We start from the raw sequence: 26,728 nt of genomic DNA, 5'->3' as shown, positions 1-26,728 counted from the left end.
ATAGTTATTATAGTATTGTACTATCTTTTCTTTTCAAGTACAATTCTGATTACGGAATTATCTGACTAGTATTAATTATCTAAATTATGTTGAAAGGGTGTGTGTTGTTTGACCAGCCGATATACGACAAGCAAGGCACTTTTAGAAGCGTTACAAGAAGCTGATGTTTCCTTTATTTTTTCAAATCTAGGAAGCGATCACCCTGCCATTATTGAAGCCCTTGCCGAAGCTGAAAAAGAGGGAATTGATTTTCCGAAAATCATTACTTGTCCACATGAAATGGTTGCCTTAAGCGCTGCACATGGATATGCTCAAGTAAGCGGGAAACCTCAAGCTGTTTTAGTGCATGTTGAATGCGGCACGCAAAACCTTGGCGCTGCCATTCACAATGCTTGGAAAGGTCGGGTGCCTGTCCTCATTTTTGCCGGAACTTCTCCATATACTCAAGAAGGGGAGCTTCGGGGAAGCAGGAACGAATTTATTCACTGGATTCAAGATGTTCCCGATCAGCCCGGAATTGTAAGGGGTTACATGAAGTATACTCATGAGATTCGCACCGGGAAAAATGTAAAACAAATTGTCCATCGTGCCCTGCAAATTGCTCAAAGCAGCCCGAAAGGACCCGTATATTTGACGAGCGCTAGAGAAGTTTTGGAGGAGGAAGTAGAAAAAGTAGAAATTCATCCTGAGCAATGGAGACCAATTGCAGCGCGTGCACTGGCACCGCAAGAAATAGATCCTTTAGTGAAAGATTTACTGGCAGCAAATAATCCGCTCATTGTCACGTCATATATTGGCAAAAACAAACAAGCGGTGAAAGAACTCGTTCAATTTTGTGAAAAACTTGCGATACCTGTTTTAGAGTCAGTGCCAAACTATATGAACTTTCCATCTGATCACCCGCTTCATTGCGGATATCAGTGGAATACTTCAACACAAAACGATTTAATCGAAAAAGCAGATTTTATAATGGTCATTGACAGTGATGTTCCTTGGATTCCAGTGAATAATAAACCATCGCCAAATTGTACGATTTACTATATTGATGAAGATCCGCTGAAGGAAGGGATGACATTATGGTATATCCCATCAAAACGTTTTTTCGCAGCTGATGCCGAAACGGCCTTGCGGCAGTTGAACGAAGTGATTAAAAACGCTGACATTGACAGCTTGCAAGTAAATGAAAGGAGAAAACAAATAGAAAAATATCATAAAGCTCAGCGTGAAGAATGGAAAAAAGCTGAACAATTTTTTGACGACATTATCACGCCTGAGTATTTAACTGCCTGCATACGGGAAGTGTGCGATGAAAACACGATTATTGTCAATGAAGGCATTTCAAATTTCCAAACATTATATACCCATTTGCAAATGACCAAACCAGGTTCTATTTTTGGCAGCGGCGGAGGCGGACTTGGATGGAACGGCGGAGCAGCGATAGGAGCAAAACTGGCAGACCCGTCTAAAACAGTGATCAGCCTTACTGGAGATGGATCTTATCTGTTTAGCGTCCCTTCGAGCGTTCATTGGATATCGCAAAAATATGACGCGCCATTTTTAACCGTAATTTATAATAATCGCGGTTGGAAATCTCCGAAACTGTCAACCTTAGCTGTTCATCCGAATGGTATCGCAAATGAAACGAATCAATTTTTCGTAGATTTCACTCCTCATGCTGATCTTTCGAAAATTGCAGAAGCTGCAGGTGGCGCCTATGCAAGAAAAGTAGAAAACCCTCATGAGCTGAAAGAGGCTCTGAATGAAGCAATAAAAACTGTCAAGTCTGGCCGTTCCGCTGTTTTAGATGTATATTTGCCCGCTATTAGTCAAGAAAACCAAATGAGAGAGGAAAAAAACCATTCCACAGTTTAAAAAGCGGGAGCAAAAAGCATTTAAAATTTGAATTCATTTGGAATAGTTGAAAGTACAAAAATTTTAAAGCTGCGGAGAAAGTTCAAAAACAAGATGGAATCATCAAGAATGTAGGCTAAAAAAGTTTTATATTCCTTTCATCGCACATCGTCCGAAATATAGAAAACCAGCAGCCAATGATCTTATATTCAACCAGCAGCATTTTCTATTTCTTTTTGCCCTTTTATGTAAGCGCTATCTAAAGGTTATGTTAAATTTTAAATCTAGATAGGAGTGAAAATGATAATGAAAAAATGGGAAAGGTACCATACAATATGGGGAATGCTGTTCCTAGGATGGGTTGTTTCTTATATCGACAGAACTGCGACAGGCCCAATTGTTACTTGGATGATAGAACATAAAATATCATTTTTTTCAGATGTCCCGAATCCTCATGAATTTGGGGGCTTAATAGGCAGTTTGTTTTTTGCCGGATTTATGTTAAACCAATTTCCTGGAGGAAACTTGGGAGATAAATTTGGATACCGCCCTATTATTATATTAAGTATTTTGTGGGCAGCCGTCGCCACTTTTTTCACAGGCTTATCAGGCGGACTCGTCATGTTTGTTTTATTCCGTGTATTACTTGGATTAGGTGAAGGAATCCTTTATTCAAATGACAGATCCTATATTGCTTTCAACACTCCTCCGGAAAAAATGGGCTTAGGAATGGGAGTTGTTATTACTGGCCTGTCTATCGGCTTAACGTTGGCAACAATCGGTACACCTCTTCTTCTGGAAGCTTTTGTTCCTCTAATGGGAAATGAGGCTTGGAGAGTTCCTTTTCTATTCATGGGATCCATTACTTTAATCGTTGCTGTTCTTATGTTTAAATTTATGAAGCCTGATAAAAAATTGATACAATCAGCAGATCCAAATTCACCTGGTGTGAAGGAATTTTACGGAAAATCGTTATATCACTTAAGTATTTATTCACTTGTGTTTTTGGTTATCATCATGGCGATATACTTCACATCAACAAAATTAGGGCTCTCATCGATTGTCATAGCTTTTATTTTGGCTAGTTTAGCCCCCATATTGATCATATATCTTTATGTAACAAAAAAATCAGAAGTGCACCCTTTGATTATGAATAAAAACCTGTTTTTCCTTTATCTATCTTTCCTGCCGATTTTATGGCATTTATGGTTGTATGGATTCTGGTCTACAGCAATTGTCCAAGAATTTGGCGGCGGAGCACTAGTTGCCGCAGCAGCAGTAGCTTCATTTAACGCAGTAGCAGGGGTTATCGGGTTCCCGCTTGGCGGAAAAATTTCTGACCTGTTAGCTGATAGACCGAACGGCCGCAGAAATGTATTAGCACTTTTAACTTTTCTTTTAGCTGTTTCAATATTTGTTTTTGCTTGGTATATTCAAACGGAAAATAGCAGCCCGATTATTACATCAATCATTTTATTTATATCAGGATTATTCTTTTTTGCATTGCAGCCGGTTTCACATGCATTAAATGCAGAATTGGCACCGGAAGGCAAACAAGGCGGGGCATTTGGCATGCTGAATCTGATAGCAGAAATTGGCGCCGTATTGTCGCCAGTCGTATCAGGATATTTAAGAGACAGCACAGGCAGCTGGGGAGCTCCGCTAATATTGGACGGAGTTTTAATTAGTATTAGTTGTTTATTTGTTTTAGCAATCTCAAGCAAAGCTGTACAATCTGCTCAACCAAAAAATATCTCGTCTAGCGAAGCAAATATGTAAACAAGTTATGTATAGCGATGAAAATTTTCTAAGCAAATGATGCTGTTGTTAATTGGCGAGTATCATTCATTTATCAGAGATAGATCATTTTCACATTGATGAAAAAGATTTCCATTGAAAAAAGGGCTTTGCAAAAAGTTAATTGAACTGACTTTTTGCGGGCCCTTTCTTTTTAATACTATTCCCGATCAGGTTTGCGATAAGTCTTGACTTGAAAGGGTAACTGTGACGGTCTTTTCTTTTCCGTCCCGATATAATTTGACTTTGACTGAGTCTCCTGATTTCTTTTCACTGTACAAATATTTTCTTAACTCACTCGTGTTGTGAATGCTTTGCCCATCCAATGCGACGATCACATCCTTTTCCTGCAATCCGGCATGATCGGCGGGAGAATTTGCCTGAACTCTTCCAACTACCGCACCTTCTTTAACGTCAGATGGCAAATTGAGTGTGTCTCTAAGGAAATACTCAGGAAGCTCGCTTACATTTAATAATGCAACTCCAAGAAACGGACGGTCAATTTTTCCTTTTTCCATTAATTGATTGATCGCCTTCACAACATCATTGCTTGGAATAGCAAATCCGAGCCCTTCCACACCTTCCTGGCTGATTTTCATACTGCTGACGCCGATGACTTTCCCATCCATGTTAATTAAAGGGCCTCCGCTGTTTCCTGGATTGATCGCTGCATCAGTTTGAATGACATCAAGCGCCCAGTCTCCTTCAGAAGTTGTAATCGTCACTGTGCGATTGACTCCGCTGATAATCCCTTCTGTTACAGTTCTAGAAAGATCGCTGCCAAGCGGATTCCCGATTGCAATGACCTGATCGCCGACTCGTATATTATCGGAATCACCAAACTCAGCTACTGTGTTAACACTATTGTTATTAATTTTTATGACGGCCAAGTCTGTCAATGAGTCAGCACCGACTACCTCTGCTTTTTCCTTATCGCCATTGGAAAGCGTTACCTCCAATGAAGAAGCCCCTTCAATAACATGGTTATTTGTAACAATAAAAACATCATTGCCGGACTTTTTAAAGATAATTCCTGTTCCGCTTCCGCTTTCCACTTCTTCGCTGGAAGAATCTTGGCGCGATCCAAACCAATCTGTCCTTTGCTGCTGCAAATTAGAAATGCCGACAATCGCTGGTGAAAGTTTTTCAGCAATTTCTGCAATATCGCCTTGATTGGAAATCTTCGCAACATTAACAGATGCTTCCTGATCGTTTGTATTTTGACTGACCGCTGCATGCTCTGTTTCATTTGAAGCTTTGTTATGATCTTGGAATGGCAAGTAGGTCAACGCACCGTATACAACAGCTCCGCCCAAAACACCGCTGATTAAAGAAGAAAGAACCGGCTTCAACAAACTGTTCTTTTTTCTTTCCACACGATTGTTTTGATCTATTTCATCATAATATCCCATAGCAAAAGCCCTCCTCTTCTTCATCGTTTGTCTTATTCACATACTAGGCAAAAAATATGACGAAACGATGAACAAAAGGTAAAAAAACATTGAAATATAAAAAAGATCGGACGCCGCTCGATATTATGCGCCTCTTACCTTTTCGCCAAATCCATAGTTCAAAAGCACTTTTCAAAAATCGTTTCTCCTGCCAAGCCCTAACGAAACGGTGAACATCAATCTGGATCGCCCGCGGTACTTTCATTTATTACAAAAAATGCAATTCTGAAACACATAGATGTTGTTGATTGAAAATAAGCCTTTCTGAAAAATTGGCATTTGAATTCGTATGCATGCCCTGGATTTCATTCAACGTATTCAAACTTCAACTGTTTTCCCTTCTTCAGCAACATGGAAAAGAAGATGAGCAAGATGCTGAATGGGGCTGTATATTTCCTCTTCCTCCTGCTCCGCCATCACTTCATCACCGAATTCTAAGTCATTTAGATAAAGAGCTATAAATTCATAAAAGTCTTTTAGTTCAAACCGGTAGCATTCGCTCGGATCTTCCTCGTCCTCCTCGTAGCGAAGGGAAAGATAAGACATATTGCCATCGCTGTCCTCAGCGTCAAAAAAGACGAAAAAACCAATGTTTGTATCGAGATCAAACAAATGTCTTGTCTCTCCTTCTGTCACCCTTTCAAAATCATCCGGGCTCAGCTTTTGCACTTTCATTTCTTCCATATCATCTTCAAGGTGAAATTTAACAGTGAATTCACGCATCGTATGTCTCCTCCTCAAATATTAGAAAATACTTAATGAATATGTTTTAGATAAAAATTCAAGCAGTTTGATGCCGGTCAGACTATTGCCTTTGTCATCCAATGCTGGACCGAATATGCCGATGCCGCATCTTTTTGGAACAGATGCGAGTATGCCTCCTGAGACGCCGCTTTTTGCCGGAATCCCGATTTTAATCGCAAATTCTCCCGAAGCATTATACATGCCGCAGGTGACCATAAACGTTTTGCAAATACGCGCTACATCAAGGGGCATGATTTCCTCTTCTGTAAACGGATCGCGCCCATCCATCGCAAAAACGAGGCCGATGCGCGCCAAATCGATGCATGTCATTTCAATGGCGCATTGCTTCGTGTAAAGCTCCATCAGATCATCGACATCTTCGTTTATAATATTATGCTGTCGAAGAAAATAACATAAGGAGCGGTTTAAAAACGCGGTTTCAAATTCGGATTGAGCGACTTCTTGCGAATAAGAAATGGTTGGATTTCCTGTTAGCTTACGGACAAAACGAATGAGTCTCTGCAGCCGTTCTTTCACCGTTCTTCCCGAAATCATATGCGTTACGGCAAGTGCACCGGCATTGATCATCGGATTCAGCGGCTTTGTAGGCTGTGTTTCCTCAAGCTTGGCAATGGAATGAAACGGATCGCCCGTCGGCTCCATACCAACTTTTTTGAATACCTCCTTTTCACCGTGATCCATAATGACAAGAGCTAAAGCGATAATTTTTGAAATGCTTTGAAGCGTCACTTTTACCGTTACATCCCCAGCGTCAATGATTCTCCCATCAGGCATATATATTGCAATAGATAAATCATTTGGATTCGCTTTGCCAAGAGCCGGTATGTAACTGGCAACTTTCCCCTGATGCCCATACTTTTTCGCTTCTTGGACAAAGCGGATCAATTCTTCTTTTTCGTACATTCAACCATCACCATTATTTAGTATGGCACGTTGTATAAAATTTTATAAACAACCCCTTTGATATTTGACAAATGAGTATGATATGTTTATTCAATCTGGAGATAGTCATTGTTGCATAGATTGTTTTCTCTCACTTCCATGCTTTCTTTTGCTTGATAAAATCCCCCATTGTCCCAGTAATGTTACTAATGCAAGGCCGCCGGCGGCAAACGGAAGTTGGGAAGGAGCCAATCCAGCCAGCATCACTATCCCTCCAAGAAGAGAACCTATTGCACTGCCCAAATAATTTGCGGAACTGTTCAAAGCAACGGCCGCTGCACCTTGATTAGGCTGTATGCGAAGCAATTCATGCTGCTGCGGGGCTTGCGATGCCCAGCCCATCGCCCCCCATAGAATAAAAGGCAGAAATGACAGGATCGGAAATGAAAGGGCGAATGGCACACTGAACATGGACAAAGCCATTATGGCCAAAATTCCTGCCATGAGCAAACCCGGTTTGCCTGTCCGGTCAATCAAAGCGCCGATGGAAAAACTGCCAACTACGCCGCCAATTCCCCATGCCCAAAGATATGGCGTGTTGTTGGAAATGTCCGCCAAGTTATTCAAAATAACAGCAATATATGTGTAAAGACCCAAGCTGGCAACACTGGTCATAAAAGTGATGCCAACAATTGCTGCAACCCGTCTATTTGTCATCATTGCGACGCGCTGGCGGAGTGAAGGTGGAGCTGAAGCTGCAAAATGTGGAAACCAGATGGCAATTCCCATCATGGCAATTAAGCCTAGTGCAGTGATCACCCAAAGAGTTCCATTCCACTTCAGATGTTCCGCAATCACCAGTCCAAGAGGGACTCCCATGACTGTTCCAGTGCTCATGCCGCCAAGAGTCATACCAAGTGCTCTGCCGCGTTTCTGTTCGGGCACTAGTGATGCTGCAGCTGCTGATGCTAGCGGAGAGTAAAGTCCGGCGCCGATGCCTGCAATTGCCCGTGCAATCAGCAGCATGGAAAAATTTGAAGCTAGTGCACTTATCCCGTTGCCTATCGAGAATACTGCGAGCGCCAACAATAAAATATTGCGCATCGGTTTTCCAGCAAGCAGTGTTGCAAATACCGGAGCGGCCAGTGCATAACAAAGCGTAAAGACGCTCACGGCTTGCCCTGTTTGTGAAGGAGTTATATGAAAAGTTGCACCGATATCCGGAAGCAAACCAGCTATCACATAAGCATCAAACCCAAGAGCGAACATACCGATCGTCAAGAGAAAAACTTTTTGCATGATAACTTAGCCTCCATTTTTACGGAATTATCTTTACGGAAGATTTATCTATTTTTCACTTTACAAGACGGAATGTAATATGTCTAATATATATTTATAAAACTACTAATATCTTATAAATATTAATAAAGGAGGAGATTAATTGGAACTGCGCCACTTGAAATATTTCTTAACAGTTGCTGAAGATTTGCATTTTGGGAAAGCTGCAGCCCGTTTAAATATGGCACAGCCGCCTTTAAGCCTTCAAATCCGACAATTAGAAGAAGAAATAGGCGTGCCTCTTTTCCATCGAACGAAAAGAAAAGTAGAACTGACGAAAGAAGGCCAATTGTTTTTGGAAAAAGTTAATCAAATTTTCAAAGATCTGGAGGAAGCTGTCGAATCAGTAAAAAGGGTGAACCGTGGAGAGGTCGGAGAAATAGCGATAGGATTCATTTCCTCATCAGCCTATGATATTCTTCCAACAATTATAGAGCACTATCGTAAAGCATATCCTAATATTCATATAGATTTGCAACAATTGACAACTAGAGAGCAATTAAAAGCTTTGCATGAGGGCGCAATTGATATAGGAATCCTTTGCCAACCCGCCAACATAAAAAATGACGGAATTCATTTCGAGGTTATTCGGCAAGAACGAATGATGATTGCTCTGCCAGAGGATCATCGGCTAGCTTCCGGCACTTCCCCGATTCATCTTGAAGAATTGGCGGGCGATTCATTTATTTTGACGGGAAGGAAGGCAAATCAAAGCCACTATGATACTGTGATAAACAGTTGCTATCAAGCGGGATTCCATCCTAAAGTAGTTCAAGAAACACAAGAATTGCCTACAGTCCTATCCCTTGTTTCATCAGGAATGGGCGTAGCGATTGTACCATCCTCTATCCAGCATGTATTAAAAAATAAAGTTGTCTATCGCGACATTTACAACAACCCAATTACTACTTCAACTGCCTTTGCGTGGAAAAGTGGAAATTTGTCTCCAACTGTTCATGCATTTCTTAACTTAATGAGAAAATCTGTCATTCCGTTTTTTCACCAAGTTTAATAGAAATAATCTCATGAAATGATACTGGCAATTAAAATTCTCTATCAAATCCTTAATTAAACAAGGAGAATAATTGAAATAACCGCAATAAAAAAAGAAGCAGGAGTACAATGAAAATAATCATTTCCCTCTCTGCCAAAGTAAATTTCAATGCATTTTAGCAGCCGATTTGATGATTGGGGAAAGAACTCTTGTATCTGTCTCCTCTTTTTTTGTCTTTAACATCATTTTGCCGTTAAAAAATTGGTTCAAAAAACCGATAAATTTACAATTATTATCAATTGAAATTTTGCATTCATTTAGCCTAGACGCTCCCAATCATTTTCATCGTTGTAAATTTCCCGTTGTGAACCAACAACATAATTTATCGGTCCAATTGTCTGAGCATCACGTTCTATTGTATTTAATAATTTTTGGAGCTTCAAAGCTGTTTGAAGGCTAGCAAACGGTTGTGAAGGAGCTGCTCCGTTTACTACATACCCGCCAACATCATTAACCAATCTTACCAATTTGCGTATTGTTTTTAGTTCAGGCTTCGAGTCATCAATATTCGTTTTCATGTCCATTATGACCTGTTCTCCGAAAGGAGTTCTTTCCCATATACGAAGATGGTCAACATCCCATACAGGTGTATCAAACACCATATTGGCAAAGATTAGACGGTTTTGTGGAGAAGCGAATACAAGATCGACTTCTCTCTTTCGGACAATATTTACGAAGCTGCTATACCCGGTTATTGCCGCTTTTCCTAAACATGCAGTTACGGCTGCACTGTCAAGTACGTCAGAACCTGATACGGAGAAGTCTGATCGAGTGCCTTGAATAGACTTTAACTCCAGATCAGTATTGGATGCACAAATCCATTGGATAAGATCTAGCGGATGGATTATTTCGCTGATCACACCTACAGTTGGCCTATAATCATTCATTCTGTTCTTTCCCCAGTAAAAATTGGCCCGAATAAGCTGCAAATTATGCTCTTCAACAAACTTTTTCAAGACGATGGTTGCATCAGAGTAACGTTCTATAAGGTTAAGACAGAATCCAGATACACTTTTAAGTTTCGCTTCCAGCAGCTCTAAATCATCGTTCGTATTCGCCAAGGGCTTCTCGCAAATAACAAAGCCTTTGTATCCTTCCAACTTTTTAATTATATCCATGTGGAACTCATCATTTACACTAATTACAATAATGTGAGGCTCAAATTGTTCAATAGCAGCATCCACCTCTTTAAAGTATTGAATATCCCTGCGTTTAGGATTTCTATTAACATATGCAAAATTGATTTTTCTAGCTCCAACAATATCTTTATTCATATTGGAAAAAGCTTTAAGAAATCTTGTCCCTGCATATCCCAAACCACAAATTAAGACGTTCATCAGTTGCCCCCCTTTAACATTTAAATTTCTTTTATTAAAAGCTCTTCGCCTGAATCAATAAATCCGAGCTTTTTATATAAATTTTTTGCAATCGGTGTTGTTTGTAAGATAACTTTTTCAACATTATTGGCCTGAAACCAGTCCAAAATATAGTTCATTAAACATTCTGCAAACCCTCTACGGCGCCGTTCAGGGTGAACAACAACCGATTGCACCCACCCAACAAGTCCGTTTAAACATCCTTTCATCGGCGCACGTTCATCAATGATTCCTATAGCACAGGCCGATATTTCGGTTTCGCCATCATAGTGGGCTACAGCAATTACCATTTTTTCATTTGCAGGTATATTGTGAATAAGCCATTTCCGATAGCTTTTCTGCCATGCCATTTGTTCTTCGGGTGATTTCGAAACATAGTGGCCTGCCCCTTCATTGAGCAACAGCTTCCTTAAATCAATCAGCATGTCAACATCATTGATGGTTGCCTTTCTAGCAACAATTTTTAAATTATGATCCATGAATAAATATCCTCTCCTATTCTGTTGTATACGTTAAGGGTGGCAAAAAACTATGGACTACTCTTATCTCAGAATTGTAATAGGTTATCTCTAACCAATTATGCGAACACATCGGCCGATTGTGCAAATGGAATATTAAAGTGGCAAAAAACTTCATTTAATGCATCGGTTAGCTGCAACATCTGCTCTTCAGTGTGGTTCGGTGTAACATTGACTCGAAACCGTTCTGTACCAACAGGAACTGTCGGCGGGTTAATAGGCTGCAGATAGATTTTATGTTTTTCAAGCATTCTTTGAGCAGCTGCCTTACATTTTTTTGCATCCCTAATCATTACAGGAAGAATGTGTGTTACACTCGATGGCATTACCGGTATACCTGCCTGAACGAGCATCTTTCTTAGCTGATTAGTCTTTCTATGCAGTTCATTTCTCTCTTTATCAGAAGATTTCAAATACCCGATGCTTGTATAGCATGCAGCAACAATTGCCGGCGGCAGGGAGGTAGTAAAAATAAAGCCGGATGCAAAGGAGCGGACAGCATCAATCAGCAATTCCGATGCAGTAATATACCCGCCTATCACTCCTATCGCCTTCGCCATTGTTCCTTGTATAATGTCAATGAGATTGGCAACTCCAAGCTCTGCAGCTATTCCTGCTCCTCGAGGACCGTACATACCGATAGCATGAACTTCATCGAGAAATGTTAGTGCGTTATATTTTTTAGCAAGATTCACAATTTCCTTAATCGGTGCGATATCGCCGTCCATCGAATATATTGACTCGAATACGATGATTTTGGCTCGATTATGCGGCTGGGAAGCTAGTAATTCCTCCAAATGTTCGACATCATTATGCCTAAATATGGCGCGGTCAGCTTTTGCACTTCGTATCCCATTGATAATGGAGGCATGATTAAGCTCGTCGGAAAACACTATGCAATTAGGGAACAGACGCAATAAGCATTGTAATGTTGCATCATTTGAACTGTATCCGGTCGGAAAAACGAGTGCTGCCTCTTTACCGTGCCAGTCAGCCAATGATGATTCAAGCAAAGTGTATTGGTAGTGTGTGCCGCCTATGTTCCGCGATCCGCCTGAACCGGCTCCATTTAACCGGATTGCTTCTTGCATCGCTTCAATTACTAAAGGATGCTGGGACATTCCCAGATAATCATTGCTGCACCAAACAACAACAGGCTGCTCATCTTCCTTGCCATTCAACTTCGCCAAAGGATACTGGCCGCATATGCGGTTAATCGTAATAAATTCACGGTATTGCCCTCTTTCCTTCAACGAATTTAGCTTGTCGCTGAGAATTTCTGTATACATAACTCTATCATCCTCCAATAAATATAAATTCCATTCAAGAAGGAATTGTAATTTTTGTTTTTCAGCCGCACTCTTAATGTAAAATCAATTGTTTGTTAATATTCTCCTCCTGTGCAACGGGCGGAAAATTGACAGAAAACCTAACAGGCATGCCTTTTATAAATCGCAAAACTTCCTCGGCAATTTGTGCAGCGACCTTAAACTGCGCTTCTTTTGTCGAGGCTCCTATATGCGGCGTCGCAATTACTGACGGATGATCAGCCAATTTTGAATGAATAGGCGGTTCGACTTCAAAAACATCAAGCGCTGCACCTGCGACATGGCCATTTTCTAGAGCTTCTAAAAGAGCTTCTTCTTCAATAATTCCGCCTCTTGCACAATTGATAATCCTTACCCCTTTTCTTGTTTTTGCCAATGTATCTTTATTTAACAATCCTCTCGTTTTTTCGTTCAGGGGTGCATGAACTGTAATTATGTCCGCACTTGAAAGAACTTCATCAAAAGAAAGCATTTCGACACCGAAATTATTTGCTCTCTCTGGAGTTAGGATTGGATCAAATACATGCACTTTCATTCCAAAGGCTTTAGCCCGCTTGGCAACTTCAATACCAATGCGCCCAAAACCGATAATGCCTAAGATCTTCCCGTAAAGTTCAGATCCAACAAATGCTGACCGATTCCACTCTTTTGCTTTAACTGAAATATTCGCTTGCGGAATGTGCCTCATCAAAGAAGAAATCATCGCAAGTGTATGCTCGGCTACCGAAATGGTATTTCCATTGGGAGCATTAATGACAATTACTCCTTGCTTTGTTGCCTCATCAATATCAATGTTATCTACACCGACTCCGACTCTTCCGATAATTTTTAAAGAGGTCATCTTTCCTAAAAGCTCTTTCGTTACTTTTGTGCTGCTCCTCACCAAAAGAGCATCAAAAAGATTTAGTTCATCTTCTGCTTCCGATACACTTTTTTGGACAACTTCAACCGCTTCTGATTCTATCAACGGTTTCAGTCCTTCATTGTTCACTTTTTCAGAGACTAGTAGCCGAAACATTGTTTAAATACCTCCTGTAATTTATTTTTAGGATCTATTAGCGCGCTTACCAAGCAATTCTATATTTGCTTTTATTTTCCTTGTAAAAAAAGTTAATTTTTTGTTAATTTATAGTTAAAGTTGTAAATATTACTAAAACACTATTAAAAAATGCTGATTCATGTAACGTCATTATTGATGCTCCTTACCGGTTCTGCGTCCAATTGGCGAATAAAATAATTAACACATCAATGCCTGAAATTGCCCTTAAAAAACCCCTTCAATATAGGCAGAAATGCCTTAATTGAAGGGGATGCTCACATAACGTTTTATTAATGCTTTTTTGCATAAAAGCGTTCATTTTGCATTTGCCGCATACTTTTTTTCAGTAAGCGCATGGTGATAAACTTTTTCAAGCATGCGTCCATAAAAAGAAGCTAAAACCTGCTGAAAAAGCATGCCTAAGACAACCGGTACCGCCACTTGCGGCGGAAAATAAGTGATCGCAAGCACTGCACCGGCGCTAATATTCCTCATTCCGCCCGTAAACGTTAAAGTGATGATATCATCCTGTTGAAATTTTAATAGACGCCCGGCCATCCATGAAAAAAAGTAGCCGCTTGTAGCAATCAAAAAAACGAAAAACCCAATCAAAATTAATTTTTTATTCGGGTTCGCCAAATAAGGAGCTACTATCGCGCTGTTGATGATCACTACAAGCGATAAGGCTATTTTCGAAAACGGACTTAAAACGGCTGCAATACGCTGTTTCAATTCTTTTTTCGTCCACTCATTTACAAGCATTCCTAAAATGGAAGGCAGGATAATCATGAAAAATAAGCCAGACATCATATTCCATACGTCGATTTCTACCGTTCTCCCCACCAATACTAATAAACTGGCAGGAACGACAAAAGGAGAAATAAACGTATCTATTAATATAACAGCAAGAGCTAAAGCCAAATTTCCTTTATGGATTGATACCCAAATAAAGCTTGTAACACCAGTTGGAATGATCACGGCCAAAACTAAACCAATGATTGTGAAGCTGTCTTCTTGAAAAGCAAGATGGCCGACAGCAAACGCCCAAAGCGGGATGAAAAGATGAAGCAGCAAAAGAACGACGAAAATCGGCAGCGGATGCAAAAGAGCCTGCTTAAACGCATGAAAACTAAGATTTAAACTGCCCGCAAACGTAATAAAAGCAAAAATCCACGGAACAAGCTGAGAAAAATCGTCAAATATAGTTGAAAATACAATCCCGATCACAACACTTGACGGGGTTAAAAAAGGAAGCATCTTTTCCATTATGCTGTTTATGTTTTTTAACATTTTTCTCTCTCCAGTGTTAAGCTAAAATGAAAAGTTGCGCAATCCTAATGTTCACAAATAGTGAACAATCTTTACTTCATTATATAATATGCAATTTTTCCTCACCAATCCAGCGCTATGCCAAAACATTTTGCGAAGTTACTATGAACCTAGTCTCATGCTTTTCCCTTGGTTTTTTAGGGAAGCGGCCATTCTTCTGGGCTATAGTATCTATCAAATATGGAAAACCCTTTCCTCTTCTACTTTGCAAATTCTGATTGTATAACGTTTATACCATTCCTTCCTGCCTTTATCCTGCGCCGCTTTATGCAAAGCATTTTCTTTCCAGCGTTTGATATCATCCAATGATTCCCAATATGAAACTGTAATTCCGTACCCATTCTCATTTCTTGCACTCTCTGCTCCTAAAAAACCGGGCTGTTTGGACACCAATTGATCCATTTCCTTTGCCATTTCCTCATAACCATTGTCCCCTTCTGTTCTTTCCGATGTGAAAATCACGGCGTAATACTCGTTTAAACGTTTTGTATAATTCATTTTTCAAACCCCCTTTCTTATCAAAACGAAAAGTTTCATACTGTTTTATCATATAATGAACAAAAATGAATTCTCAAACTAGTTTTATTTTTTTTAATAATAGATATATAATATCTATAAAATTACTTTGATTTAAGGGAGAAATAAATAATGAAAAGAAATGAACAAGAACAACGGAATCCTCAAGCACTCAGAGATGAAACAATTGTCATCCATGGCGACGATTCTATAACGGACGAAAAAGGAGTCAATCCTGCTATTTACTATTCCGCAACATTCCAGGCACATAGTGCAAGCGAATTTTCTGAAATTGCTGGAACACCTCGTCATCCGCGATATTACACACGTTACGGAAACCCAGTGCATGAACGGGTTCAAAAAATTGTAGCAGATCTTGAAGGAACTGAAACAGCCTTAGTAACCGGCTCTGGTATGGGAGCGATAGCGACAACTATTTTATCGCTTGTAGCAGCAGGCGATCATGTGATTGCCCAAAAAAATCATTATATGAGCACAACGAAAATTATGGATGAGCTGCTGCCGAAATTTGGTGTTGACGTGACGTTCGTTGACCAATCCGACACTTCTGCGTTTGAAAAGGCAATTCGTCCGAATACAAAACTTATTATGGTTGAGACGCCTGCCAATCCTACATTGGTATTGACAGATTTAGCTGCAGTGTGTGATCTTGCCCGCCAGCATGGAATTATCGTTGTCGCAGATAATACGTTTGCTTCCCCTATCAATCAGCGTCCACATGACTTTGGGGTTGATGTTGTTGTCCATAGTGCAACAAAATACATGGGCGGCCATCATGATTTGACAGCTGGCGTAATTTGCACAAACGAGGAATTAGCTGAACGTATTTGGAATACGCATATTTCCATCGGTTCAGTGCTTTCGCCAATGGATGGTTGGCTGTTGCTGAGAGGCTTGCGCACGCTTCCTATGCGAATCGAACGGATTAACGCGAACGCTTTGGCGTTAGCCGAATTTCTTGAGAATCAGCCTCAAGTTGAACGGGTATATTATCCGGGGCTGCCAAGCCATCCGCAGCACGAGCTTGCTAAGCGGCAAATGAAAGGCTTTGGTGCCGTTATTGCCTTTTCCATTAAGGGCGGTTATGCTGAAACACAGCGCTTTGTTTCCGCATTAAAGCTTCCTCCTAACGCTGTAAGCCTTGGCGGAGTCGAGTCTCTCGTTGTACATACAGCAGCGATGTGGGAAGGAACAATGAACGAAGAACAAATGCAGCTCGCAGGAATCCCGGCAAACTTCGTGCGCTTCTCTGTCGGCATAGAACATATCGAAGATTTAAAAGAAGATGTCAGACAAGCTCTGCAAAAAATTTAATGAAGGAATGTGCGGACAATGGCGGGGGGCTGTCTAATAAGCCGTTTTATCGGCTTATTGACGCCCCCTTTCATCTTTTTGAAAGTTTATGATTTTTTGTTTTCAATGGAGATTTGACTTTCTGTACAGCCTCAATTAAAAATGCATTTCATTTTAGAAGCTAGTGCTTGCAGAAAAATCTTGATTTTATTAAACATACATCTTGCAATTTGAAACACTCTATATCTATCATTTCTAAATATCACTATTGAACACACTACCTGAACAAGCTTTGGCAGCTTATGATACTTCATCAGTTCTATTTAATGGGATGTAAATTTTGCCGCATTATATAATAAATAAGATTAGTTTCTCCCCTTCCTTGGAGCAGATGAGTTATGTCAACACAGCACTCCGCCTCGCTTCTTAAAGTTAAGCTGATTTGTTTTACATACGCACTCCAAGACAGCATGTGTTGTCAATAAATCATCGATATAGAGGCCCGCTTGACAGCTATTTTTTATTTAAAATGATTTTAACTTCCCCACTTGCACGCTTCTCGAAAAAAACAGCATTCCCTTCTCCATGTGATTTCAATCTCTGCCATTCCATTCTAAAGAAAGATGCCCAAAAAAATGAATCGTTCCAAAATTTTCTTCTTCATATCAGAACATATATTCGCATATAATAAAAATAGAACAAATGTTCTTTTTTTGTGAGGTGAAAATCATGAACGGTTTGCTGCTGAATGCCAAAAAGTACGGTTTTGCTTTAAAGATGATCTACATGACCGATCAAGGGGTAATAACTGAAAGATTGATTACGGTAAAAGACTTTAACGATAAATACATTCGCGCTTACTGCCACTTTCGAAAAACTTTCCGAACGTTTAAACGATCCAACATTCTTTCAATTGGTCCCATAAAAAAACGAAAAATAGGGTGAAACGAAATGGGTAGATATCACATTATGCTAACATATTTTAAAGGTCGGCAAAGAGTTGTACAGGTCATGGATTTCAGCGGTGCGCAAATGATTACTTTTACAATGGATGAGCTGGAAAATGACGAGATGCCCGTTGAACTAAAGAAATATATTAAAACAATCGAAAAAGAAATAAATGAAGGACGATGGGATTATTGGAAAAGAATTTAGAAACGGGCATTTACTCCGCCTTTCCGTAAAGAAAATGCTGTCTTATCATTTAAGGAGAAAATGGCAATAGCTAAGCTTCACATTACAGGGAATAATAAATTATATTCCAAACAAATGGATGAAAAACGGTTTTCACGACGAAAGCGTTCAAAATCAAAAATAACTGATCAAGGCTCATTCGTAGATCAGCCATGTTTATTGACCGATAAGACGTGAAAAACAAATTAGACAGCTGAAAACAAATTATTTGACTAAATTTGGATAAATTTTTTGCAAACAAATCATTTGAAATCTAAAACAAATTCCTATAAAATTATCTCGAAATAAATATTTTCAAAATAAAAATTTATAAATTTTATTTTTTCACTAAAAACTAAAATTGCACCAAGAGAGGAAGGTTTACGTTGACAAAAGTATTGTACATTACAGCACATCCACTTGATGACACCCAATCTTACAGTTTGGCAGCAGGAAAGGCTTTTATCGAAACCTATAAAGAAGCGAATCCTGACCATGAAGTAATTCACCTTGATTTATATAAAGAATATATTCCCCAAATCGATGCTGATGTATTAAATGGCTGGGGGAAACTGAGATCCGGAAAAAGCTTAGATGAGCTTACTTCCGAGGAAAAAGCGAAAGTTGGACGTCTTTCAGAGCTTTGTGAACAATTTATTGAAGCGGATAAATACGTTTTTGTTACACCTTTATGGAATTTTTCATTTCCGCCTGTCTTGAAAGCATATATTGATGCAGTTGCAGTTGCAGGCAAAACGTTTAAATACACTGAACAAGGATCTGTTGGGTTATTGACTGATAAAAAAGCCCTGCATATTCAAGCGCGTGGAGGCATTTATTCAGAAGGTCCAGCAGCTCAAATGGAAATGGGTCACCGCTATTTGGCTGTTGTGATGCAATTTTTCGGTGTTCCTTCATTTGAAGGCTTGTTTGTAGAAGGACACGCTGCTCAACCTGAAAAGGCAGAGGAAATTAAACAAAACGCAATTGCGAGAGCAAAAGATTTAGCGCATACGTTTTAAGTAAAAAATAAAGAGGCTGATCTTTCATGATATGCTCCCCTTAAGGTAGACAGATTAAAATATAAAAAATCTGTTTTACCTTAGGGGGAGTTTTTCTATGTATAAGCAATATACTACAGAGTTCAAACTTGAAGTTTTACTTGCATATGAAAACCGAGAATGTACTATTCAAGAGCTTTGTAAAAGGTATCATTTTCTAAATATTCTTTAAAGCAATGGATAAATAAATTTGAGGAATTTGGAATAGAGGGTTTAGAACGTTCAAATTCTTGGAAAGGTTATACCAGAGAATTTAAGGAAGCAGCTGTAAAAGATTATTTATCTGGTGAGTTCTCACAGTACGAGATTGTCAGGACATATGGTATTTCAAGTAGATCGGAACTTTAACGATGGATTAAGAAGTATAATGGCCATAGAGATTTAAAGAATACGTCGAAAGGAAAGACAAGCTCTATGACTAAAGGAAGAAAAACGACTTGGAATGAACGGATACAAATTGTGCTTGATTGTTTAGGGAACGGAAAAGATTATAAAAAAACAGCAGAGGCTTATGAAGTTTCTTATCAACAAGTATATCAATGGGTGAAGAAGTATGAAAATGGTAAAGAAGAAGCGCTTAAAGACAAACGAGGAAGAAAAAAAGAAGAAGCAAGGTTATCTCCAGAAGAGAAAATGAAACTGGAGATGAAAAAGTTAGAAAGAGAAAATGAACGCTTACGTGCGGAGAATCTATTTTTAAGAAAGTTAGAGGAAATCGAAAGGAGGCGAAAACAAACCAAATCCGTTTTGAAGACAAGTATATCGCAATCCGGGAACTTCATGAGAAAGAAAACCTAAGCATAATCTTATTATGTGAAATCGCCGGTATTTCACGAGCTGCTTACTATAAGCGGTTAAAACGTTCGCCTTCCTCCCGAGAACTTCAGAATGAAGAAATCGTAAAAGAAATGAAAGCTCTCCAGGAGAAAGTTAACTGTTTTCTGCAAGAAAAAAATACAGAGTGTTGCAGTATATCTTTATCAAAATTTTGAATAAATATACATATATGTGATCTATCCATCAAGGGCTTGACATGGATCCTCTGTAGCCATGATTCTTTAGCCAAGCGCCAGATTCAACAGTTTTGGCAAAACCAAAAAGGTTATCATGGCTCCTCCTCCATGTAAAGCCCCATTGCAAATCACTGCATAAGGATTTCACTTTTATTTTGCAAAAAAAAAGTTGACGGCATCTATGGTTACCGTCGAATGACGTTGAATATAAATCGAAAGCTTGGTCAGAACTTCAATCATAAAGACTGATGAAAGTTGCCGCTATACAATCTGTTATTCGAAAAAAGCAGAAATCTTATAAGCGATCTACTCCTCAACATGTTGCAGAAAATATATTGAATCGTGAATTCACAGCGGAAAAGCCAAATGAAAAATGGGTAGCTGATGTCACAGAATTAAAATATGGTTCAACAAAGAAAGCATTCCAAAGACCGAATTGTAAAAAATTCTTTTCAATTCATGGTATAAATTCGAACTGCATCCCTTAAAAATTCCGCTGCTCCAAGATGTTTTTTATCATAATACGCTTTAAATCTTTCATCTGCTACATACATCTCTGTTACTCCTCTATGAGCTTCCTTCGTATAATGATCCCAAAAATAGCAGAGCCATTGACGATGCAAATCAGCTGCCTTCTGTGCCAGCTCGCTCGCTGGATCTCCAGTTACAAATGCTTTATTCAGTGTATTCAAGACCTCTTCCTCAAGCTGTTTCAGCTGTTCGAACTGCTCTTTTGTCATGTTTTTCAGTTTTTGATTAGATCGATCGACGACTTCGTCTCCATATTTTTCTCTAACTTCATGCCCATATTTTCTTTCATTTTCTTCAATTAATTTTTGTTTAAAAGCTTCAAATTTCTCTTTATCGCTCATCGTGATCCTTCCTTCCTTTGCCGCTATTGTTTTCTCCACATTTGCGATTAATGAATCTAGCTGCCTGCGTTTTGCAAGAAGCTTTTCGCGGTGTTCCTTTAAAGCTTTCATGCTGTCGAAGGATGGTGAATTGATGATTTTTTTAATTGTATCTAAATCAACTCCAAGCTCTCGATAAAAAAGAATTTGCTGCAGTTTATCAACCTCTTTTTCCCCATATATGCGATATCCGGATGAATTGATTTTCGCTGGCATAAGAAGCCCAATTTCATTGTAATATCGCAATGTCCTTGTTGTAACTCCGGTCAATTCTGCTAATTGTTTTACCGTATATTCCATCCTTTCACCTCCTGACAAGATCATCATAAACCTTTACGCAACGTCAATGTACAGAGAAAAATTAATGTTATAATAAACATAATATTGAGAAAATAATATAAGGCTGTGATCACTTAGTGTTTTTACAAAAAAATATCCTCAATGCTATTTCTTATGTTAAACCCAAATTAACCGGCGCCGGATTCTCGCTGTTTATTTTTTTTACTGTTTTTTTCATTGCAGCTGATTTTGACTTGTATGGAGTTTCAAAAGATTTGAATAACCCTTTTCTTTGGAGCATTTTTTACGGATACGGAATAATTTGTTCTATTTTTATTGACCTGCTGGCTGTGAAAATTCCTAAAATCACTGGAACCATTAAAATTGCCTTTTACGTTTTGGCAGGATATCTCATTTTTTTGCCTTTCGGATGGATGATGGTGATTGTTGGCGGAACAGTCGGAGCTCTTTGTTCATTAGTTTTTTATTTTGGAACATACATGGCGCGAAAAAACGTATTTTTTAAATATATTTTTGCAATCTGTGCTCCGTTTATTTTGTGTATTATTTTAAACACGGATTTTACTGTAAAAAAAGATTGGCGCGAATGGAAAAGGAATTCAAGCTATATCGCACTTTTCGACTATTTCCACGGAGAACACGCCATTCCGATTTATGCGGAAAAAGGTCAAACGATTACGTTTTCCGTTAAAATTCAAAACAATAACGGAGGCGGACATGGTTTTCATGTATTGAACAAAGGCGGTGACGTTGTCGCCATAAAAGAAGTCGACGAAAGCACATATCAAATCAAAGCGGCAGAAAAAAGCATCTACCATATCATCGTCACAGGCGACAAGCTGAAAGGAAGCTTTACAGTTACTTGGGATGTAGAATAATAGAATCCTGCAGCTGCGATTAAATGAAACAAAACAAACGGTGAATACGTATGAAAACATCGATAATGGAAAAACGGAGGTTTTCTCTGTGGAGAAAAAAAAGAAAATTGAAAATGTTCTTTTGACACTTTCAATTATTGGGCTTTCAGCAATGTTCATTTACGTCATTTTCATTTGGGGGCATTTGCCGGATACTATACCACGGCATTTCAATTTCAAAGGCGAACCGGATGGATTCGGCGGAAAAGGCTTCATTCTTGTTCTACCTTTTACAGGACTAGGAATATTTATCTTGACAACATTATTGTCCCGCATTCCCGACGCATTTTATTATCAGTACAATGCTACAAAAGAACAAAAAAAGCTTCTTTATAATCAAGGAAGGATTTACATCCGTTTATTGCAAGCAGAAATAGTTTATTTCTTTTTATTCGGGGTCTGGCGAACTGCTCAAGTTGCACTCGGAAAAGCAGATGGTCTTGGAGTCTATCCGCTTTATATTTTCTTAATTGTCATACTAGGGACATCGATTTATTTTGCTTTCCGCACAAACAAAGTCCTGAAAGAAACGAGGTGACTCTGTTCGATAATCATCTGGTTCCTTTCATCAGCTGCGCATCACATAACGTGGAAGATCCGTATTTCCCGTACATAGACGAAAAGCTGCCCTTTATGGTGGATTTCATGATCCATCGCAGTTTGAAATCATTGCAATCCAGACATTTTCGAATCAAAAATTTTGGAAAGATCGACTTGGCGCTAAAGATCCTCATTCATCACGGATTCTAACAGGCTTTTTGTACTTTCGATATATATTTCTGCTAGTTTTTTTAAGTCTTTTTCCATCTCTTTCAATTTTTTTTCAAATGCATCCGGATTTCACTGTTTTTGCAAATCGATAACATTTGAAACACAAGATCTTTCACAGGCATCGATGTCGGCGCAGGCTTATAGTTATAATGCTCTTGTTTCATTTTATCATCCGTTCTATGTCACATTTCGATGAGCCAAAAAGTACTGAACAAACCGATTCGTACGAATCATAGGTATCCCTTTATATAAGAATCCCGAAGAGACCATCTCCTCGGGATTTTACAAAAATTATTTTTCGACGGCTACATCTTCATTTATTAACTCAGATTGTTTTTTCTCTTTATAATAGACTGAATGCTGCTCTTGAATGAACAATACTGCTAAACCGCCAAGCACTGCTGCACTGGCAATAGCTGCAAAATTATATTGCGGCTGTAAATTTAATGAAAGTAAAATCCCGACAAATGTAGGGGCAACTATTCCGCCTAAACGACCGAATGCCATTGTACTTCCTACAGCTGTTGAACGCATATTAGTAGGATAATATTGAGAAACGAATGCGTTCGCCATATTTTGAACCCCGACGGATGCTGCACCAATAACAGAAATCAGGGCAAAAGCGATGAATGTACTGTTGGCAAAACCGATTAAAGATAGTGCAATGGCTCCACAGAAAAACAATGGAACAAGCACTTTTTTAAAGCCTAGCCGGTCAACTATAGGGCCGAAAACAACTGTTCCGACAATCGCTCCAATTTGCATGACAGCAGTAAATGCAAGGCTTGAGCTTAAATCATAGCCAACTTCCATCATAAGGCGCGGCAGCCATGTATTCATGGAATAAATCAATACAAATGCGCTAAAGCAGGAAATCCAGAACATAACGGTGCTGAATGCACGTTTTTCCTCAAACAAACTGACAATAGGCGATCCCGCTTCTTTCACTTTTTCCTTTTTTTCAAATTCCCCATCGCTGCTAATTCCCGGCTCAATTTTGGCAAGAATTTTTTTAGCTTCTTCTTCCTTTCCTTTTTCCAAAAGAAAGTCGATGGATTCTGGAACACTTTTCAATAAGAAAGGAATGAACAATAAGGGAATTCCGCCTACCCAATATACTGACTCCCATCCAACTGTAGGAAGGAGCTGCCTGCTTGTAAGCGCTGCTAGAATAGCTCCTGCAGAATAACCGCAAAAAATGAATGAAACAATTGCTGTGCGAACCCGTCGCGGTGAATATTCAGTTGCTATTGCAACGACATTAGGCATAACTCCGCCCAGACCAACACCTGCAATGACGCGAAAGATCGTAAATAAGACAGGATTTGCTGCAAAACCTGCGAGCAGCGTGAAAAAGCTAAACAAGAACGTAGTCAACAAAATAATATTTTTTCGCCCTATTTTATCCGATAGCAATCCAAACAAAACAGCACCGATTGCTGTTCCGACAACTGTATAGCTGCCAATAGCCCCGGCAGTGACATCCGAAATTCCCCATTCCTTAATAAGCAGCGGGACAGAAGCACCGTAAATGACAACATCAAATCCGTCAAACATAATAACGATAAATAACCAGAAAATCAGCCAAATATGGAATGAATGAATGCGGCTGTTGTCAATTACGTTCATTGGGTTAATCCGTTTCATATTATTATAGACCTCCTCATCAAAAATTTTTTGTATTTCACATTTTAAGTAAGCGTTTGCAATTTATCTGAAACACCTCTCTTTTACTTAATATTTTGAATTATCTTTAAGTTGATTGTAGCATCTCATTATCATAATTGTTATCTACTTATTGTAGAAAAAAACACATTCATTTTCCTAAATTATGTGGTCAAATCTGCAGAAAAGAAGATTGACAAATACTCTTCTATTTCTCACTCTGACTGCTAGCGGACCAAATTGGTTTTCGTCTTCCATTACGATTTTCCCGGCATTGGGAAAAGGTGAAGACAAAAAGATTATGATCAGCGGATACCCTTAAAATACAAAAAGCCGGCACTCAAAATGCCGACTCAATATGAAAATTCGTCACATTTTCTCGTATGGGGGTTATGTTTGTATCGTTTAATTTTTAATAAGCATTTCAAACGATAAAAATGATTCACATGCTTTCCATTTTATTCTTTTTATCAGGAAGCGATTCGTAAAAACGCTCTTTCCACCACTTTCGTATTTTTTTCATGTTCCATTCCGTTCCAGTTTCCTTTAAAGATTGAATACGCCAATACATTGGCGGGTGGATCATAAATTGAAATTCTAGAAATCTGAAAAACCATGAATCCCGCTCAATCGATGAATTTTTTTCTTCATTACTTAAATTGTAGCGTTCTGCTTTGTATGTCAACTCATCTTGTTTTACAGCTAAAGCAGTTAAACCGTCTGCCATTTGATCATTTCCGTTGTCAAGCCATATAGCCCCTAAATGATCTGCCCGCACTTCCATCCATTGCAAAAGAAGAGACTGGATAAGAGGAAGGAATAAAATAAGAACAAAAACAATGTAAAAAAGAAGAGACTCATTTCTTAGTAGAAAAGAATGGTATAACCAGTAAATAAATAAAACAATTACTAAAAGCGCAAGTATACGTATAATTTGACCGATCATGACATCCCGTTTTTTTACATGCACAGCTTCATGAGCAAAAACCGCTTCGATTGCTTCCAACGGAAGCTTTAACGTTTCCGACGTTAATACGATCATTGATCGACCGATGTTTGCCCCAGCTGCAAAACCGTTTAATTCATTCGCCTCTGTTTGAAAAACTTTCACATCAGAAATTCCAGCCCGACTTAGCACTTTGTCTGCAACAGCTAAAACATTTGGATCATCTATCTCTTTCACGTCTAATGCAATTTTTAATAATCGATCAGAAATGTAAAGATTAAATATCCAAAAAACAATGACCGCAATCGTGATCGCCCAAATAGGAACCTTTAGCAGTGATAAGATAACAGTCAATGTCGTGTAGGCGCCGACTCCTTTGACGGAAATGGCAAAGTACATTTTGCCGAGAAGTCTTTTTATATTTTTTTTATGATAAAATGGAAGCACTTCAACTTGTGCAATTTCCGACGGTAGTTCCTTTTCTTCCCGGCTTTCAATGGTCGTAAGCCAAGAAGTGTTTTTAGCATTAAAATAGACAGTTTCGCCTGAAAATACTAGCTTTAATGTTTTTCCCATACTTGTCGTGAAATCTTCATTTGTTGAAAACATCGTAAATAATGGGAATAATTTAAGTACATCAACATTTGACTCGAGCTTTGCTTCCGAAAGTTCTGAAAGCGGATATCGTTTCGCTGTGATGTTCGATAATATGTAAATACAATTTGTTTCTTTACTGAAATACACTTCAAGGTTTCGATAAAGAACAGCTTTTTTTAACAATTGACAAATCATTACAACATTCGTATATAACAAAATAAGAGACCAAACAGAATCGTATGAATTGAAAACAAAATATAAGACAGATAGACCAATGAATGTCATCGCAAATGCCGCATCAACCCAAACCCGACTCGAATGTTTATTGAGTTCAATCTTTTCAATTTCCACTCTGTTTGCTTCATTTTTTATTTTTTCGTAACCCGATTCATGGGAAAACGTGATTAAACACATAAGAAAAGAGTATCCAAAGTTAGACATCGCTCTAATTGTAAAACCCAATTCATATGCTATAAATAAATAGACTGCAAGAACAGATAACAGTACGATTTCTATCACCAATAACGGGAAAAAGGATATCCGCTTTTTCAACCAAACATGCAAAAAACCAGCTAACACTCCCCCAAACATAATCAATACCAACGCCCAGATCATGAGCACACCCCGTTTTTTTTATATTCCTTACATATGTATTAACGTTTTTTTCCTATAAAAGTTTCTAAAAAATTGAATTCCTCGCTTCACCAATTCAACAGCAGGGGCTTCCTAAGAACGCCAGCAATCTTTTTATATACTAAAAAAAATGCAATCGCTTGACATTAAGGAGATTTTCGTCCATTTTTTAAAGACTCGTTG

General features: G+C 38.8%; 23 protein-coding genes and 2 pseudogenes. 11 read left to right on the top strand and 14 right to left on the bottom strand.

Annotation, left to right across the window (positions count from 1 at the left end):
* Window positions 1–108 precede the first annotated feature (108 nt).
* Window positions 109–1,872, top strand: a complete 1,764-nt coding sequence (locus ACVIJU_RS05425; protein ID WP_063386272.1) for a thiamine pyrophosphate-requiring protein — start codon at window positions 109–111, stop codon at window positions 1,870–1,872.
* 285 nt (window positions 1,873–2,157) lie between these two features.
* Window positions 2,158–3,630, top strand: a complete 1,473-nt coding sequence (locus tag ACVIJU_RS05420; RefSeq protein WP_456687371.1) for an MFS transporter — start codon at window positions 2,158–2,160, stop codon at window positions 3,628–3,630.
* A 188-nt stretch (window positions 3,631–3,818) separates the two neighbouring features.
* Here ACVIJU_RS05420 and ACVIJU_RS05415 read toward each other — a convergent pair whose 3' ends face one another.
* The 4 genes from ACVIJU_RS05415 to ACVIJU_RS05400 all read right to left on the bottom strand — a co-directional run bounded on the left by ACVIJU_RS05415 (window position 3,819) and on the right by ACVIJU_RS05400 (window position 8,045).
* Complete coding sequence (locus ACVIJU_RS05415) at window positions 3,819–5,060, bottom strand: S1C family serine protease (protein ID WP_082830192.1); 1,242 nt, start codon at window positions 5,058–5,060, stop codon at window positions 3,819–3,821.
* A 357-nt stretch (window positions 5,061–5,417) separates the two neighbouring features.
* Window positions 5,418–5,822, bottom strand: a complete 405-nt coding sequence (locus tag ACVIJU_RS05410; protein WP_063386274.1) for a hypothetical protein — start codon at window positions 5,820–5,822, stop codon at window positions 5,418–5,420.
* A 21-nt stretch (window positions 5,823–5,843) separates the two neighbouring features.
* On the bottom strand, window positions 5,844–6,767 hold the full coding sequence (glsA, locus tag ACVIJU_RS05405) for a glutaminase A (protein ID WP_456687370.1): 924 nt from the start codon (window positions 6,765–6,767) through the stop codon (window positions 5,844–5,846).
* 105 nt (window positions 6,768–6,872) lie between these two features.
* Window positions 6,873–8,045 (bottom strand): MFS transporter, encoded by a 1,173-nt coding sequence (locus ACVIJU_RS05400; RefSeq protein WP_063386276.1) that lies wholly within the window; start codon window positions 8,043–8,045, stop codon window positions 6,873–6,875.
* 142 nt (window positions 8,046–8,187) lie between these two features.
* Between ACVIJU_RS05400 and ACVIJU_RS05395 the strand changes: the two genes are divergently transcribed.
* A complete protein-coding gene (locus tag ACVIJU_RS05395) occupies window positions 8,188–9,096 on the top strand; it encodes a LysR family transcriptional regulator (protein ID WP_144598212.1) in 909 nt (302 codons plus the stop codon).
* Between the two features lie 299 nt (window positions 9,097–9,395).
* Here ACVIJU_RS05395 and ACVIJU_RS05390 read toward each other — a convergent pair whose 3' ends face one another.
* The 6 genes and pseudogenes from ACVIJU_RS05390 to ACVIJU_RS05365 form a co-directional block, all read right to left on the bottom strand.
* Window positions 9,396–10,475, bottom strand: a complete 1,080-nt coding sequence (locus tag ACVIJU_RS05390) for a Gfo/Idh/MocA family protein (protein WP_094244544.1) — start codon at window positions 10,473–10,475, stop codon at window positions 9,396–9,398.
* 20 nt (window positions 10,476–10,495) lie between these two features.
* Window positions 10,496–10,993, bottom strand: a complete 498-nt coding sequence (locus ACVIJU_RS05385) for a GNAT family N-acetyltransferase (protein ID WP_094244543.1) — start codon at window positions 10,991–10,993, stop codon at window positions 10,496–10,498.
* Between the two features lie 98 nt (window positions 10,994–11,091).
* Entirely contained in the window at window positions 11,092–12,321 is a 1,230-nt protein-coding gene (gene hemA, locus ACVIJU_RS05380; RefSeq protein WP_144598213.1) for a 5-aminolevulinate synthase, read from the bottom strand.
* Between the two features lie 103 nt (window positions 12,322–12,424).
* Window positions 12,425–13,378, bottom strand: a pseudogene (serA, locus tag ACVIJU_RS05375) (phosphoglycerate dehydrogenase); the annotation flags it as partial.
* A gap of 336 nt (window positions 13,379–13,714) precedes the next feature.
* The gene (locus ACVIJU_RS05370; RefSeq protein WP_063386278.1) at window positions 13,715–14,689 is read right to left on the bottom strand and encodes a bile acid:sodium symporter family protein; all 975 of its coding nucleotides are present in this window, start codon (window positions 14,687–14,689) and stop codon (window positions 13,715–13,717) included.
* 213 nt (window positions 14,690–14,902) lie between these two features.
* A complete protein-coding gene (locus ACVIJU_RS05365) occupies window positions 14,903–15,226 on the bottom strand; it encodes an antibiotic biosynthesis monooxygenase family protein (RefSeq protein WP_063386279.1) in 324 nt (107 codons plus the stop codon).
* Between the two features lie 150 nt (window positions 15,227–15,376).
* On the opposite strand from ACVIJU_RS05365, the gene ACVIJU_RS05360 reads away from it, so the two are divergent.
* The 6 genes and pseudogenes from ACVIJU_RS05360 to ACVIJU_RS05335 form a co-directional block, all read left to right on the top strand.
* Entirely contained in the window at window positions 15,377–16,579 is a 1,203-nt protein-coding gene (locus tag ACVIJU_RS05360) for a trans-sulfuration enzyme family protein (protein WP_375338759.1), read from the top strand.
* Between the two features lie 708 nt (window positions 16,580–17,287).
* The gene (locus ACVIJU_RS05355) at window positions 17,288–17,503 is read left to right on the top strand and encodes a hypothetical protein (protein ID WP_063386281.1); all 216 of its coding nucleotides are present in this window, start codon (window positions 17,288–17,290) and stop codon (window positions 17,501–17,503) included.
* 6 nt (window positions 17,504–17,509) lie between these two features.
* A complete protein-coding gene (locus tag ACVIJU_RS05350) occupies window positions 17,510–17,713 on the top strand; it encodes a hypothetical protein (RefSeq protein WP_063386282.1) in 204 nt (67 codons plus the stop codon).
* Between the two features lie 404 nt (window positions 17,714–18,117).
* Complete coding sequence (locus ACVIJU_RS05345; RefSeq protein WP_063386284.1) at window positions 18,118–18,753, top strand: FMN-dependent NADH-azoreductase; 636 nt, start codon at window positions 18,118–18,120, stop codon at window positions 18,751–18,753.
* A 453-nt stretch (window positions 18,754–19,206) separates the two neighbouring features.
* A complete protein-coding gene (locus tag ACVIJU_RS05340) occupies window positions 19,207–19,590 on the top strand; it encodes a helix-turn-helix domain-containing protein (RefSeq protein ID WP_456687369.1) in 384 nt (127 codons plus the stop codon).
* A 389-nt stretch (window positions 19,591–19,979) separates the two neighbouring features.
* A pseudogene (locus ACVIJU_RS05335) lies at window positions 19,980–20,230 on the top strand (IS3 family transposase); the annotation flags it as partial.
* Window positions 20,231–20,257: 27 nt separating this feature from the next.
* Here ACVIJU_RS05335 and ACVIJU_RS05330 read toward each other — a convergent pair.
* Window positions 20,258–21,016, bottom strand: a complete 759-nt coding sequence (locus ACVIJU_RS05330) for a MerR family transcriptional regulator (protein WP_456687368.1) — start codon at window positions 21,014–21,016, stop codon at window positions 20,258–20,260.
* 254 nt (window positions 21,017–21,270) lie between these two features.
* Here ACVIJU_RS05330 and ACVIJU_RS05325 point away from each other — a divergent pair, with 254 nt between their 5' ends.
* Window positions 21,271–21,894: a hypothetical protein gene (locus ACVIJU_RS05325; protein ID WP_456687367.1), complete on the top strand. Its 624-nt coding sequence runs from the start codon at window positions 21,271–21,273 to the stop codon at window positions 21,892–21,894.
* A gap of 88 nt (window positions 21,895–21,982) precedes the next feature.
* Window positions 21,983–22,471: a DUF1648 domain-containing protein gene (locus tag ACVIJU_RS05320; protein ID WP_446651505.1), complete on the top strand. Its 489-nt coding sequence runs from the start codon at window positions 21,983–21,985 to the stop codon at window positions 22,469–22,471.
* Between the two features lie 41 nt (window positions 22,472–22,512).
* On the opposite strand, the gene ACVIJU_RS05315 is transcribed toward ACVIJU_RS05320, so the two are convergent.
* From ACVIJU_RS05315 to ACVIJU_RS05305, 3 genes are all read right to left on the bottom strand, one after another.
* The gene (locus ACVIJU_RS05315; RefSeq protein ID WP_456687919.1) at window positions 22,513–22,587 is read right to left on the bottom strand and encodes a DinB family protein; all 75 of its coding nucleotides are present in this window, start codon (window positions 22,585–22,587) and stop codon (window positions 22,513–22,515) included.
* 408 nt (window positions 22,588–22,995) lie between these two features.
* Window positions 22,996–24,351, bottom strand: coding sequence for an MFS transporter (locus ACVIJU_RS05310; RefSeq protein WP_063388360.1), 1,356 nt, complete (start codon window positions 24,349–24,351; stop codon window positions 22,996–22,998).
* Window positions 24,352–24,811: 460 nt separating this feature from the next.
* Window positions 24,812–26,527 (bottom strand): M48 family metallopeptidase, encoded by a 1,716-nt coding sequence (locus ACVIJU_RS05305; RefSeq protein ID WP_456687366.1) that lies wholly within the window; start codon window positions 26,525–26,527, stop codon window positions 24,812–24,814.
* Between the last annotated feature and the right edge of the window lie 201 nt (window positions 26,528–26,728).

The organism is Aeribacillus sp. SP014, assembly GCF_054055575.1.
Note: the sequence above shows the minus strand (reverse complement) of the source record. Positions and strands in the feature narration are given on the sequence as shown.